The sequence below is a fragment of the Chryseobacterium sp. 27AL genome, assembly GCF_057815395.1.
Map to the genome: position 1 here is coordinate 1 of NZ_JBYRIW010000001.1, position 14,039 is coordinate 14,039.

12 protein-coding genes are annotated in these 14,039 nt (G+C 34.9%); 5 read left to right on the top strand and 7 right to left on the bottom strand.

The window, feature by feature from the left end:
* Together AC3WV0_RS00005 and AC3WV0_RS00010 are read left to right on the top strand one after the other, a co-directional pair.
* Positions 1-783: transposase (locus tag AC3WV0_RS00005; protein WP_488842827.1), on the top strand; the 783-nt coding region annotated here is incomplete at its 5' end.
* A gap of 263 nt (positions 784-1,046) precedes the next feature.
* Positions 1,047-1,595, top strand: coding sequence for a type 1 glutamine amidotransferase domain-containing protein (locus AC3WV0_RS00010; RefSeq protein WP_488842829.1), 549 nt, complete (start codon positions 1,047-1,049; stop codon positions 1,593-1,595).
* A gap of 359 nt (positions 1,596-1,954) precedes the next feature.
* On the opposite strand, the gene tpiA is transcribed toward AC3WV0_RS00010, so the two are convergent.
* The 4 genes from tpiA to AC3WV0_RS00030 form a co-directional block, all read right to left on the bottom strand.
* Positions 1,955-2,713, bottom strand: a complete 759-nt coding sequence (gene tpiA / locus AC3WV0_RS00015) for a triose-phosphate isomerase (protein ID WP_488842831.1) — start codon at positions 2,711-2,713, stop codon at positions 1,955-1,957.
* Between the two features lie 62 nt (positions 2,714-2,775).
* On the bottom strand, positions 2,776-3,126 hold the full coding sequence (locus AC3WV0_RS00020) for a tellurite resistance TerB family protein (protein WP_312902438.1): 351 nt from the start codon (positions 3,124-3,126) through the stop codon (positions 2,776-2,778).
* 46 nt (positions 3,127-3,172) lie between these two features.
* Complete coding sequence (locus AC3WV0_RS00025; protein ID WP_488842833.1) at positions 3,173-4,282, bottom strand: BT_3928 family protein; 1,110 nt, start codon at positions 4,280-4,282, stop codon at positions 3,173-3,175.
* A 4-nt stretch (positions 4,283-4,286) separates the two neighbouring features.
* A complete protein-coding gene (locus tag AC3WV0_RS00030) occupies positions 4,287-4,850 on the bottom strand; it encodes a DUF1599 domain-containing protein (RefSeq protein WP_488842835.1) in 564 nt (187 codons plus the stop codon).
* Between the two features lie 307 nt (positions 4,851-5,157).
* Between AC3WV0_RS00030 and folP the strand changes: the two genes are divergently transcribed.
* Positions 5,158-5,931 carry a dihydropteroate synthase gene (gene folP, locus AC3WV0_RS00035; RefSeq protein ID WP_488844680.1) on the top strand — a complete coding sequence of 258 codons (774 nt, stop codon included), beginning with the start codon at positions 5,158-5,160 and terminating at the stop codon, positions 5,929-5,931.
* Between the two features lie 138 nt (positions 5,932-6,069).
* Here folP and AC3WV0_RS00040 read toward each other — a convergent pair whose 3' ends face one another.
* The 3 genes from AC3WV0_RS00040 to AC3WV0_RS00050 all read right to left on the bottom strand — a co-directional run bounded on the left by AC3WV0_RS00040 (position 6,070) and on the right by AC3WV0_RS00050 (position 11,452).
* Positions 6,070-6,306 (bottom strand): hypothetical protein, encoded by a 237-nt coding sequence (locus AC3WV0_RS00040; RefSeq protein WP_488842837.1) that lies wholly within the window; start codon positions 6,304-6,306, stop codon positions 6,070-6,072.
* 265 nt (positions 6,307-6,571) lie between these two features.
* Positions 6,572-8,833, bottom strand: a complete 2,262-nt coding sequence (locus tag AC3WV0_RS00045; protein ID WP_488842839.1) for a hypothetical protein — start codon at positions 8,831-8,833, stop codon at positions 6,572-6,574.
* A gap of 162 nt (positions 8,834-8,995) precedes the next feature.
* Complete coding sequence (locus tag AC3WV0_RS00050; protein WP_488842841.1) at positions 8,996-11,452, bottom strand: DUF5686 family protein; 2,457 nt, start codon at positions 11,450-11,452, stop codon at positions 8,996-8,998.
* Positions 11,453-11,728: 276 nt separating this feature from the next.
* Here AC3WV0_RS00050 and AC3WV0_RS00055 point away from each other — a divergent pair, with 276 nt between their 5' ends.
* Positions 11,729-12,325, top strand: coding sequence for a hypothetical protein (locus AC3WV0_RS00055; RefSeq protein WP_488842843.1), 597 nt, complete (start codon positions 11,729-11,731; stop codon positions 12,323-12,325).
* 119 nt (positions 12,326-12,444) lie between these two features.
* Positions 12,445-13,422, top strand: a complete 978-nt coding sequence (locus tag AC3WV0_RS00060) for a hypothetical protein (protein ID WP_488842845.1) — start codon at positions 12,445-12,447, stop codon at positions 13,420-13,422.
* Positions 13,423-14,039: the final 617 nt, after the last annotated feature.

Here is a 14,039-nt window from a genome sequence, read left to right on the forward strand (position 1 = left end):
GAACGTTTACAGGCTCTTGAGCTGTTGGATCATTGTTGCCATAATGATCTGCTGTTGTATGACCGTGGTTTTGCTTCATTCGATTTCTTTCATCAGCATCACAAAAGAAATCTTAACTACCTTATGCACGTAAGGGTAGGTTTAAACCAAACCATAAAAGATTTTGTCAAAAGCGGAAAATCCTGTATGATAACAGACCTTAAACCTTCTCCTACCGTAGATCTGTCAGGAAAAGATTATAGCAAAGACTATACTCTTAAGGTAAGATTACTGCGTGTCGTATTGGATAATGGCACCATCGAAGTTCTTGCAACCTCTCTTTTAGATGAGACCTGCTATCCTTCAGAGATTTTCAAAGCCCTGTATTTTGAACGCTGGGGCGTAGAAACCTATTTTGACGAAATCAAAAACAAACTTCACTTGGAGGAATTCTCCGGTTACTCAAACAACAGCATCCTACAGGATTTTTATTCTACTCTGCTTGTGAGCAATATACAGACCCTTATTGTCAGAGAACTAGAACAGGAGCTTACTGAGGCTGATACAAAAAAGAAGTACCGGTATAAAGTCAACACTTCTCTTTCTTACAGCTTGATGAAAAGCAGAATTTTGAATCTGCTCTTTAGCAATGTGAAAAAAGAGGATATGGTGGCAGAGCTTAAAGTTCTTTTTGCTTCTCATATGATTCCCATCAGGCCCAAAAGATCCTTTAAAAGAAATATTTTAAAATATAGAGTCAGAGCGAAACCAAAGGTGACTAAAAACTATAAAAAAAATCTTTAAGACCTTAACTTAATGACATTGGGCTAAAGCCCGACGCTATTTATATTCTAATGCCTATTACTCTGTTAAAATTTACTGTTACTTTAAGGGGATAGCACTTAGCCTCCTAAGCGTTACCCACTTAGCTACCTAAGTGGCATCACCTTAGCTTCGTTAGTGCCTTCAGCTTAGAGCGGTATATTTTAACAATTTTTATTACTTGAAGAATCCACAACGGCATCATTTTTACACTTAATAGGGCATAACACTTAAATCATAAAATTATGTCAAAGAAAATCGCAATTTTAGCAACACATGGTTTTGAAGAAAGCGAATTGAAATCTCCAAAAGAACATTTGGAACAGCAGGGCTGGACGGCACATATCATCAGTCCGGAATCAGGATCCATAAAGGCGTGGGCAGAAAAGGACTGGGGACAGGAATATCCGGTTGATAAAACATTAGACGAAGCCAATGCTTCTGATTATGATGCTCTGGTTTTGCCGGGAGGTGTGATCAATCCTGATCAACTGAGAACAAATGAAAGTGCTTTGTCTTTCGTTAGAGATTTCTTTGAGCAGCAGAAGCCTGTGGCAGCCATTTGTCATGGTCCGCAGATCCTGATCAATGCTGAGGTCGTAGAAGGTAGAAATATGACTTCGGTTAATTCCATCAGTAAAGATCTTAAAAATGCTGGAGCCCAGTGGGAAGACAGCGAAGTAGTTGTAGATAACGGACTTGTTACAAGCCGCACGCCGAAAGATCTTCCTGCATTCAACGCTAAAATGGTGGAGGAAATTAAGGAAGGAAAACATGAGGAACAGACTTTGTAAACTCAATTGAGTAAAGTATATCTCGAAAATTATCGGCGGCATCAAAGATGCCGCCGATAATTTTTATTCTTCTATTATTATCTTTTTCTTCCTAAAGAAAATAGTATATATCAAAAGTGTTTGTAGCAAAACATTTCCTGTAAATATAAGCAACGACAGATACATTGGAATCGGTGCATAAAAAGGCAAAAGTCTGTTAAAGAAAACTGCCGGAGAGCTCACAAAATACTTTATGAAGACAAAAGGATATTGTAGGAATTCCGGTTGTATGCCGATTAAAAACTGATCATACACAAAAATATATACAATATCAAATAGAAGAATTCCGAAAAATAAAAGAACGAGCTTTTTCACTTATTTTAATTAAAAGCCTCAATAATTTTAGAAAAGTCTTCCAGTTTCAAAGCTGCTCCGCCAATCAATCCTCCGTCGATATCCGGCTGTGAGAAAATTTCTTTCGCATTATCAGGTTTCACAGAGCCTCCGTAAAGAATAGAAACTTCATTTGCAACCTCCTGTCCGTACTTTGCCGCAATAATGCTTCTGATGTGGGCGTGGATTTCCTGTGCCTGCTCAGGAGTTGCCGTTTCACCCGTTCCGATAGCCCAAACCGGCTCGTAAGCGATTACAACTTTCTTGATTTCTTCTGCAGAAAGTGTGAAAAGGGCAACTTCAGTCTGGTTTTTTACCACTTCAAAATGCTGTCCTGCCTTTCTCTGCTCCAATGTTTCACCATTACAGTAAACAGGAATTAAGCCTTTATCTAAAGCCAGTTTTACTTTTTTATTGCAGTGAGAATCTGTTTCACCGTGGTATTGTCTTCTTTCAGAATGCCCGATCAGAGAACCTGCAGCATCGATAGACTCCAGCATATCAGCCGAAATTTCGCCTGTATATGCACCGCTTTCATGTTCGCTCATATCCTGCGCAAAGACCCCGATTTCGTCTTTTTCAAAGATGTCTTTAGCCATCATTAAATACAAAGACGGCGGTGCGATCCACACTTCACAGTTGGTTGTATTGTTATTTTTATAGCTTAGTAACTGAACCATCAGCTGTTGTGCGTCAATTACGTTTTTGTTCATTTTCCAGTTTCCTGCAACTATTTTTCTTCTCATAGTTTCTTATTTATTTTTAGAAGTTGAGGTTAGAATCAGATAAAGCTAATTCTGATTTTCAATTAATTAATATTCCAGATTTTTTTCAAAAGGGTATAGTAAGAATGCTCTTCATCGGTTACCTTATTGTCAGCTTTGATTAAAGTTTTGGCAAATTGGATAAAGTTCTGACGCTCTTCTTCCGTAGAATCATCATAAAAGCAGTTAGCATGAAACTCAAAGTGTCCTTTCCATTCTTCGGGCTTCAGCAGAGCGATGGTTTCAAGCTCATTATCAAGATCCATTTTGAAAGGAAATTCATCTGCCAGATATTGCTGAACCAGCATTCCTTCTTCCGGGGCAAATTCTCCGTCTATCGACGATAATATCATTAATAAATGGTATCCCGCGATCGGTTTATTTGATTTCTGCATGAGTAAATATATAATTAAAGTTTAGTGTTAAATTTTAGCTGAAGAATTATTTAATGTATTCTTTTGCCGGCTGTTTATCTATGATTTTGCCGTTTTGCAAAACAAGAACAAATGGATTGCTTCTTGCGATGGTTTTTATGGCAGTGCCATCCATCATCATGTTTTTAATAGTTTTAAAAGTATTCGGATCCGTGGAAACGCCATACACAACATTGGCTTTTTGTGATTTTACTTTGGATTCCACCTGTTTCAGCAATTCAGGGGAAACTTCTTTCGGATGATAAGAGAATACAAGGATGGCTTTTGGCGCATTGATCACTTCTTCAGTCATATCCATTCCGGTAGGATCTTCAATTTTAAATTTTACAATTTCAGATTTATAGCCTTCTTTTACCAAAACCGATTCATTTTTTCCCTCTTCAATTTTCCATGGTGATCCTTCAGCCCAATATTTTGTTTCTTTAATATAATCATCCTGATTTACTTTCAGTATTTCTCCTGTCTTCTGATTTTTAAGGGAATAGAACGTTTTATATTCGGATGGATTTTTATTGATCTTTTCTTTTTCAGCTTTTAAGTCGGTTCCGATTTTATAATCACGGAAGTCAATAACCGGCTCATACAAAATTCCGTAAGTTCCAATACCGATCATTACGACAGAAAATACAGCCAAAAGAATATATCTTACATTGTTGGATTCTTTTTTTTCACCGTAGCTGTATTCGTTTTTTTTCTTAAAATCTTTTCTGTAAAGAATGAAGAGAACAATTAAAGCAAACAGAAGTATAATATCTTTAATAAAGCTTTGCCACGGAGTAAACTTAATCGCATCCCCAAAGCAACCGCAATCCGTCACTACGTTAAAATACGCAGAATAGAAAGTCAGAAATCCAAAGAAAACACAAAGTGCGATCAGAGCAGACAAAGTAAATTTAAGCTTGAGTTTTAGCAAAAGCATAAATCCGAGCAAAAGTTCCAGAATCACAACAATTACCGAAAACAACAGGGCAAATTTTTCAAAAAAAGGCATATTGAATACCGCAGGAGAGAAGTATTCTTCCATTTTAAAGGAAAAACCGACCAGATCCACTGCTTTTACAAATCCCGAAAGGATAAAAATAACCGCAACAATAAAACGTAATAAACCTTTGATCATATAATTAGTTTTTGGATTCAACTTTGTTTTCCTGTTCAGAGAATTTGATGAGACAGAAAACGGAATAATTCAGCATATCAAAATAATTGGCATCGAGACCTTCAGAGACAACGGTTACTCCCTGATTGTCTTCTATTTGTTTTGTTCTCAACACTTTTTGATAAATCAGATCGGTGATCGACGAAATTCTCATGTCTCTCCAGGCTTCGCCGTAATCATGGTTTTTTCGTTCCATCAATTGTCTGGCTGCGGTAGCATATTGATCATAAAGTTTGAGGATCTCTTCATTATTTTCATTAAAATCATTTGAAAAGCCCTTTTCAAGCTGAATAAGACCAATAATCGAATAATTGATAATGGCGACAAATTCATCCTCCTCACTTTCATCCACCATTTTCTTATCGGTCATCTGCAGGGTACGGATTCTGTTGATTTTAATATAAATCTGATCGGTAATAGAGCTAGGTCTCAAAACCCTCCATGCCGGTCCGTAATCCTGTAGTTTTTTGCTGAAAAGTTCACGGCATTGACTGATAATTTTCTCAAACTGTACTGATGTTTCTGACATAAATTCTCTTAATCTTTCAAATATACGAATTTTTGTGTGTTGCAGGGTTTTGGAACTGGAGAGTTTGAGAGTATAAAGGATAGGTGAGTGTATGAGTTTAGGAGTCGATGTTTTGAATTATAGAATTTTTAAGCAAGAAGGATCTTTTTGTTTTATTTTTGTACCATAAATTTCAGCTTATATCGTCATGTTTCATCATCATTTATCCGGCTTGCAGGTTTCTTCACTTTCGGACACTTTAAACCTCCAAACTTTTAACTCAATCAACTGCAACGGAAGACTGGTGGATCTGTCGGTGCCGAAGATTATGGGAATTCTCAACCTTACACCGGATTCATTTTCTGACGGTGGAAAATTCAATACTGAGAAATCAGCATTAGAACAAACCCATAAAATGCTGACGGAAGGAGCGGAAATTATAGATATCGGTCCGCAATCGACCCGTCCGCATGCTGAATTTCTGAGTGCCGGAGAGGAAATAAAAAGAATCGGAAACATGATCTCTTTAATTAAAAAAGAGTTTCCTGAAGCACTAATTTCCCTGGATACGTTCTACGCTGAAACGGTAAGATTTGGCTTTAATGAAGGAATTGATATCATTAACGATATTTCCGGAGGACATTATGATGATAAAATGTTTGATACCGCTGCTGAAACAAAGCTTCCTTATATTCTGATGCATGTAAATCCTTCGTACGAAACCATGCACGATAAAATAAAATTCGCTGATATTGTTCTTTCGGTTAACCAATATTTTTCTGAAAAAACCAACGAATTATTAGGTAAAGGCGTTAAAGATATTATTCTTGATCCTGGTTTCGGTTTTGGAAAAACGGTGGAAGATCAGATGAAGATGATAGATGAAATAAAATATTTTGGATTTGGTAAATTTCCTTTATTGATCGGAATTTCAAGGAAATCTTTTATTTATAAACCATTAGGAAAATCTGCTCTCGACATCAATGAAGAAACCCAGAAGTTGCATCTGAAAGTCCTACAGCAGGGCGCAAAAATTCTACGCGTTCATGATGTGGCAGAGGCAAAGAAAACAGTTGATCTGTTTATGAGTAAGAGGGTTTGAGAGTGGGAGTGTTTTAGTGTAGAAGCGTTAATCTATTATTTTTAAAAAAAATTATTATAGATACCAAAACTCTCTGACTCTTTTCGTATAAGCTAAATTCTATCACACTAAAACCCTCAAACTCTAAAACTCACACCCTCAATTAAGATTCGCAAGCTTGTCCGCAAACTGCTTCGAAAATTCTTTACGGTCTTCTTCCAGCTTTTCCTGGTTATTCGGAAGAATATAGTTGAAAAGTATTTTGTCTTCGTTATCCAGGAAAATAATTTCCTTTTCATTTCCATCAATCATCTGGGCGAAAATTTCCCACATCGAAGTGTCTTTTAATTTTAATAATTCGAAAAATTGCTCTGCTTTTATTTCGATTTTTTGCATATAGTTTGTATTGTTTTTGATTAAAATATTAATTCTGTTTAAAATTATAATTTATATTTTAACATTAAGGAATTAAGGTCTTTTAGCTTTAAACTTAATAATCAATGTATTGATTCCTTAATTAAAATAAAGTTTAACTCACTGAAATTGACTACGTCGAATCTAAAGATTTCTTAATGTTGAATTAAGTATAAACTAAGTTTATTTAATTCAGAAAATTAAGGAAAACTATAAAAAATTTATTTAGTAAAATTTAAACAGGCTCTTAAAATTCCAAAAGTTTTAATTTAAACTGAACGGCAAAGTTCTGCTTAAAATTCCGGGTGGTATAATAGCCCACTCTGTAAAACAGCCCAAGATTAAAATAAGTGGAAAGGAAATTGTTCCATTCCAGGCCGACTTCCTGATAAAGATGATCCAGCGGTCTAAACTTAAACTGATGATATTCCGGATGCGCCATATTTCCGATAGTTCCCCTCAACACAAAATCAAAACTTGAGATATTTTGCCCAAAACTTTTAAAATACAACGGCAGTTTATGCGTAAAATAATATGCCACAAACCGGTCATTGTAATATTTCCCGCCTTCCAGTGTGGCAAATCCGAGAAATGAAGTCAGGTTAAAATTAAAATCCCTTCTCGGGGAGGCCAGTCCGTTCATGGTAAAGTTTTTCCAGATTGGGGCGTCTCCAAAGACCATTCCTCCATAAAGACGGAAGCCGGTAGTTCCCAGCATGGTTTTAAAATTATGGACAATGAGCGCATCAAATCTCGTATAATTGAAATCTCCGCCAATCAGTTTATAGCTTTGTTCGTAATTAAAATACAATTCAGGATATTTCTGATCGATCAGGGATTTTCCCTGAGGCGTCATGATGTTGGTGGAATTTGGAGAGTATTTTAACGTAAATAAGGTATTGAAATTGCCAAAAGAAGAACCTCTTCCACGGAAAGAATAATCAAACATCGCTTCTTCAAGGTTTTTTCTGGCTGCAAATACCAACGTCAATCCGTTAGTTACGTCATTTAAATACGAAATGGAGCCACCTCTGTAACGGTAATAACGGTCGTTGTTTAAATTATTCCCATAGTTGGCCATTCTCATCTTAAAATTCCAGAGTCTTCTGTAAAATTCACCGGAAGCGGTCACATCATCATAATAATCAATCCTGAAATAGGAATCTTTTTCCAAGGTCGTTTTAATGTCGAGTCCGATCCTGTATTTCCATTTGTCATCTTTAAAACCATAGGCAAAAGTGTAATCAGGAGAAAAATACGGATTGAAGCTTTCATTCAGTTTAGCTTTCAAACCAACCCTGAAGCCTTCATATAAATTATAATTAACAATTTCATCCACGGCAAAATCCACAACGCCTACTTTTATCTGTCCGTTTAATAACAATCCTCCCAATACTCTTGCTTTCCGGTCAATATTGTATATTTTTCCAAGACTGTCGATGGTTTTATAGGTGTTCCTTTCCCTGTCTGTTAAAGGATCTGTTCTGTATTGATCCAATGTTCTTCCGTCAATATTTTTTACGGAAAAAGTATATCCTTTAAATTTATTTTTCTCATTTTCTGCAGGCGACTGATAGTCAAAATACCGTGAAGTCAGAAAGGCATAAGTTCCGAAACTCTGCTTTTTATTTTTCCCATGTTTTTCGTCAGGATCTTCTTTATTATCTTCTTCCATCACCATATTACTCATCTTGAGCTTTACGGTTTCATGGGCGAGGAACCATTTATTATTGAAATAAATCCATGTGCTGGTAATAATGCCGTCGTTTTTATTTTTGCTGAAATTTTCGATCTTCTTGATACCGTACGTATCAGTGTCAATATAAATCGCACCGTTATATTTTCTCTTTTTATCCGGATTTTTGTAGTTGACTTCCCTGAACCGGATGACAAAATTTTTCCTTCCGTCTAGGTCAATAGTGTCGGTCAAAAAGAATCTGTACAAGCCTCTGTTCTCCTGTTTCAACTGAGCAGGAAGCTGGTCGCGGTTACTTTGCTGAAGAGCGATCAGTTCATAGATCGGCTGCTTTAGTCCGGAAATTCTGTTATCGAGAATGTTGATTTTTTCACCGTATTTTTTCGAGTATAAAAATTCCTGAGCCCTTTCCCATAAGAATAATTTACTTTTTGAAAATATCTTTCTGGCAGATACATTGTTCAGAGAATCTTTCTCTCTCTTTTTTCTGAATAAATCGGCATTTTCGAAGAACTGCCGGTATTGCGAAATGCTGTCTTCATCAATATCCAGGGAGATTTTTTCGTATGATTTATAAGAATAGGAATCTAGTGTTTTCGGAGAATTTTCTCTGAACTGCTGATTGACCTTTTTCAGAATTTCCAGCGCTCGGGGATCGCTTTTGTCTTCAATGACTACAGCTTCAATAGAAGTGACTTTTGATTGTGAGAAACCAAAAATACCCATACAGAAACATATAATCAATACAACCCCTTTCATAGAAAACAGGTCAAAATTAATAATATTTATTCTCCTGTAAAAGTTTTTATCCATTGATATTCACTGCCTATTTCATAAGAGTTATCAATCACAAAAAAATCCCGGGATTTCCGGGATCTGGTATTTCATTTTTTTAAATAAACTTGTTTAAACTAATTTCAGAATTAACCGCAAAAGTTAAACAGACTTAATATTAAATTCTTAATGTTACGCAATTTAGTTTAAAAGATTAAACTTGATCTTGATCCCCATATTTTCTTTGAACTCTGAAGTCTGATAATAGCCCAGTCTGTAGGAAAAGCCTACACCTAATCGGGTTCCTAAAAATCTGTTCCACATTAGTCCGGCTTCCTGGTAATAGTGATCCAGTGGGCGGAATTGAAACTGGTGATCTCCTGCATTTTTAAAATCACCGATGGCCGACTGATATTCCAATTCGATATCTGAATATCTTTTCCCCAATGTTTTAAATCGCAAAGGCAGACTTTGTGAAATTTTAAACCCGGCAAATTTATCTGCAAAGAAAGTTCCCGAAGGCATCGTGGCAAATCCGAAATTAGAGGGGGTACTGATGTTGGAATACCAGTGATCGATATTCGCGTCATTCTGTCCGGCGATTTCAAAGTTTTTCCAGATAGGAGCCGTTCCCGAAGAAATTCCACCGAAAAGTTTGATGTTGGTATATCCCAGTTTTGATCTGAACTGATGAATCATCAATGCGTCAAGTCTGTTGTAATCCAAATCTCCGCCTAAGGTTTTAAAGCCTTTTTCATAATTTAAAAATACCTGTGGATAGCCTTTTTCATACGTATATTTTCCCGAAGGCGTCATGATATTCTTGTCATTTGGGGCAAATTTTAAAGATAGAATAGCGTTTGTATTGTCAAAACTGTTTCCCATATTTTTATACTGGTAATCAAAAAGAGCATTCTGTTTCTCTTTGTTCACGGCAATTTTCATGCTTAATGAGTTGGAAATATCATACAGGAAAGAAGCTCCGTACCGCTGATTTCTGTAGAATGTCGAATTATGAAGGTCAAGGTTCATATCCGATATTTTCATCATCATATCCCACATATGGTTGCTGAATCTTCCGGCGGCAAACACATCATCCACATATTCAACACGGAAGATGGAAGTCCTTTTGTCGGACAGCTTTACATCCAGTCCAAGCCCGTATTTCCAGCGGTGATCTTTAAATCCGTATCCGAAATATCCGTCAGGAGAAAACGTTTTACTGAACTTTTCATTGAGCTTTATCCCTGCTCCAAGACGGAATCCCTGGTATTTATCATAGCTGATGAATTTGGTAAGGTCAAAATCGATCATTTTATAGCGAAGATTTCCTCTTAAAAGCTGCGTCAGCGTATTGAGTTTTTTTTCAAAATCATGCTTCTGGACAAAGCTGTCGATCTTGGTATAAGTATTACTTTCCCTGGTGGTCAAACTATCAGTCCTGTATTGCTGCAGCAGACTTCCGTCGGAGTTTTTCATTTCAAGGGAATAGCCTTTGAAGTCAGAAGCTTTTTGTGGCTGATCAATTTCAAAATCAAAGAATCTGTTTTTGACGTACAGGTAATTTCCAAATTTCTTCTGATTGTATTTTGTTTTTTCACCTGCTTTTAGGCTGTCTTTCTTCGAAGTGTCGAAGCTCGTATTTCCCATTTTGAGTTTAATATCTTCATAATCCAGGAACCATTTGTTGTTAATAGGCTTCCAGACCGAAACAATATTACCTTCATTCCTTTTTTTGCTGGTGCTTTCAAATTTTTTCAGGGCATAGCTGTCGGCGTCTACATAGATTTTCCCGTTGAATTTCCGTGGGTTCTGCTTCTTTTTGTCGGTGATCTCTTTAAATTTGATGACGTATGTTTTTCTTCCGTCAAGCTGGATGGTGTCGGTAAGGTAATAATTAAACAGTTTTCTGTTTTCCGGTCTCAGCTGTCTCGGAGTTCTGTCAAGATTAGAAATGTTAATCGCCAGCGCTTCATAGATTGGATTTTTAAAACCTGACATTCGGTTATCAATAATGTTGGTTTTTTCACCAAACTTTTTAGAATATTTGTATTCAGAGGCTTTTTCCCAAAGGAACATCTGGCCTTCCGATGAAGCTTCCACAAAATCTTCTGCGATAAGGGAATCCTTTTTATCACTTTCTTTTTGCTTAAAATCTTTATGATCGACCTTTGAAAGAGAATCTTTTCTTACGGTTAAAAAGTTTTTATAAATATCGATGGAATCCTTGTCGAGGTCGATGGAAAATTTAGAATACGACTTGAAATTATAGGAATCTAAGGATTTAGGAGAATTTTCTTTGGCCCTTTTATTAAGTTCATCAAGAATTTTCAGTGCTCTCGGATCACTTTTGTCATTGATCACTACACGGTCAATATTTCCTCTCTTTTCAGACAAAGGTTGCATGGCGACCTCCATATTTTTCTTTACATCGGCCGTCACATCTTCAAAATTGCTGGCCAGGATTTCAACTTTTTTACATTTCGTTTTAAATGACAACGCTCCATTGAGATCCGTTTTTCCCAACAGGGCATCATCACAATATACGGCTGCATTATAGATCGGTTGCTTGTCGGCTTTATTGAAAACCTTCAACTGAGTCTGTCCGAAAACCAGTGCTGTAAAGAATAAAAACAGCGGCGATAAAAATTTTGTCATTAGTCTTTTTTAATAGTTAGACAAAACTATTGATAAGAAAGTTACAATACCACAGCAGAAAATATAATGTTTTGTTAAAAATTAAATCATCTTATCCCATTTACGGCCTCTGTCCGTTCGAGTAAAAATTATGGAAGATAATTTTGTATCGAGAACATAAGAACTTTAGCTTTTTCATTTAGGGCTGAAATAAGTTGCTTTTATTAAGATATTTAAATAATTTTAGAAGAAATTATTTAATATAAATTTCTAATTTCACGAAAAAATTTATTTCAAATGACCAAAAAAGAACTTTTAACGTGGACTCTTATAACTACATTAATAATGATGTTTCCAATATCATTTTTTCTTTACAATTTTTATGACAGTGAGCTTTCCGATGATATAGGAAAATGGGGAGCTTTCGGAGATTATTTTGGTGGTTTATTAAATTGTATATTCTCTTTACTTAGTGTAATTGTAACTATTTATATTGCATTAAAAATATCGAATATTGAAAAAAATAGAAACAGAGACAATTTGAAATTTGAAAAAGAGAAGCTGCTTCGTGAGTTTAGAGAATCAGAATATAAAAGAATCAATTTTGAACTTCAAAAAGTTTGGTCATGTGTGACTGATTCTGACCGTGAAGATGCAATTAAAACAATTAGTAATATAAATTGGCAATATAGATATTTCATGACTTCGAATTATCATTTATTTCCATTTCTCGCAGATATTGAAATTACAAATCTTCACAAAACTCTTCAGGAAATTGCAAACCTATTTTGGGAACAAAAAAGTCCTGAAGAAAAGGATGAAATTATTAGAAAATTTACAAAGGATTTTGATGCTTTGAATATGAAATTTCAAAAATTCTTATTAAAAAATTGACTATAACAAATCTAATATTAAAAAGTATGTCATCAAAAGTTGAATATAAAAGAACAATATGCTTCTGTAATAAACGAATCAAAAAAAGATTCAAATGTGATTGGTTTCAATTTTATCCATTGGAAGATTATATAAATTTTGAACTCAATACAAATCATTTCCCATTTGTTTTAGAATATAAGATTTTTACTGATGATATTACTCAAATATCTTATGAAGCTATTTTAGAGGAAGGTGAAGAGGAAATTAAACAAGCTGATAGAGAATTTTTCTCAAAGATTAATCATGATTTTAATACTATGACTTACATTCTGCGTCTACTATCTGTAGTTACAAATTATCGCTTTTTTATCTACAATGTAAATGATCAAGGATGGTTTATTAATTTAGATGGGAAGAAGAATGAAGATATTTTCTGCAAATATGGAGCTAAGATTTACATAGATCAAAAATTGAAAGATTTCGGTTTTATAAATAAATTTACTGATGTGGATTTTCAAGATGTCGAAATTGTTCAACATTCAGTATATTATCAAATTCCAGATATTGATAATGAATTAGAGGATGAGTTAAAGATGAGTGAACATACATTACTCTTTTTTGAATCACTTAATAACCTTTCAGAAGTTCAAAAAAAGTATTTTGATTCTTCAGTTGTACTAATAAATAATGGAATCAAGATTCGCAATGAAATGAATAGTTTATCATTTTTAGCGTTTATCTCAAGTATAGAAACCATGACATCTCTAGTAATAAAACTAAATAAAGAAGAAGTTGAACTCGAATGTCATTCTTGCAAATCAATAAAAAATTCTAAATATAACTGCAAAAGTTGTGGCAAGCCTATTTGGGGGGTAGGTCAACAAATAAAATTGTATTTAGAAAAATACTTATCTGCAGATGAAAAACTTAAAACTTCGATTAATAAGTTATACAATTACCGATCAAAAATTGCTCATGCTGGAGGCCTATTAACAGGTGATATTAATTTCGAATGGAATGATCCAAAAAAAAGAGAACAGCATTTTCATACTCTAATTGCTGCAATGCAATATAGCAAAATGAGCATAGTTAATTATGTTCTAATGAACAAGTAGTTTTAATTATAATTATGTTAATAAAGCATTTAAAATGCTAAGAAATTATTTTGATTAATTTAAAAACTATTGAATTTCGACCGCGTTAATGTGGACATCTTTACTTCTTTTAAGACAATATATAAACAACTCGCCTCCCGCGAGGTTTTCTCATTAAAAAAAACAGACTCCCAATCCCATCCTATTCAAAAATATTTTTATATTTGTTGTAAGAACAACGAAAAACAAAATGATGATCTATAAAAATAATCCCGCAGTTCATGCGCGGTCTTCCGATAATATCGATTTCCATAAAAGTCTCAATTGTAACCCATAACATACTGAACTCAAAAGCTGATAAAGTAGTACATTAAATAGATCAAGGAGTTTGAAGACAGCTTCAACCGTTTAGAAACGACATTCAAGCACTCCGTAGAGATCACCAACCACTTTGTTAGGGCGTTCAAGTGTTTTGTAAGGGCAATCAACCGCTCCGTGGATCCTTTCAGGCAGTCAGAAGAGAGAATCAACCAGTCAGAAGAGGCGATCAACCAGACAGAAGAGGCGATCAAGTACAATTTGTTATTTTTCAATGCTTTACAGCCTCTTTAGAAAAATGAATGTATTCAACAATCCAT

Bases quoted from the DNA above. Each gene is read 5' to 3' on its own strand.
- AC3WV0_RS00010 (WP_488842829.1), top strand. From the start codon at position 1,047: ATGTCAAAGAAAATCGCAATTTTAGCAACACATGGTTTTGAAGAAAGC.
- tpiA (WP_488842831.1), bottom strand. From the start codon at position 2,713: ATGAGAAGAAAAATAGTTGCAGGAAACTGGAAAATGAACAAAAACGTA.
- AC3WV0_RS00020 (WP_312902438.1), bottom strand. From the start codon at position 3,126: ATGCAGAAATCAAATAAACCGATCGCGGGATACCATTTATTAATGATA.
- AC3WV0_RS00025 (WP_488842833.1), bottom strand. From the start codon at position 4,282: ATGATCAAAGGTTTATTACGTTTTATTGTTGCGGTTATTTTTATCCTT.
- AC3WV0_RS00030 (WP_488842835.1), bottom strand. From the start codon at position 4,850: ATGTCAGAAACATCAGTACAGTTTGAGAAAATTATCAGTCAATGCCGT.
- folP (WP_488844680.1), top strand. From the start codon at position 5,158: ATGGGAATTCTCAACCTTACACCGGATTCATTTTCTGACGGTGGAAAA.
- AC3WV0_RS00040 (WP_488842837.1), bottom strand. From the start codon at position 6,306: ATGCAAAAAATCGAAATAAAAGCAGAGCAATTTTTCGAATTATTAAAA.
- AC3WV0_RS00045 (WP_488842839.1), bottom strand. From the start codon at position 8,833: ATGGATAAAAACTTTTACAGGAGAATAAATATTATTAATTTTGACCTG.
- AC3WV0_RS00050 (WP_488842841.1), bottom strand. From the start codon at position 11,452: ATGACAAAATTTTTATCGCCGCTGTTTTTATTCTTTACAGCACTGGTT.
- AC3WV0_RS00055 (WP_488842843.1), top strand. From the start codon at position 11,729: ATGACCAAAAAAGAACTTTTAACGTGGACTCTTATAACTACATTAATA.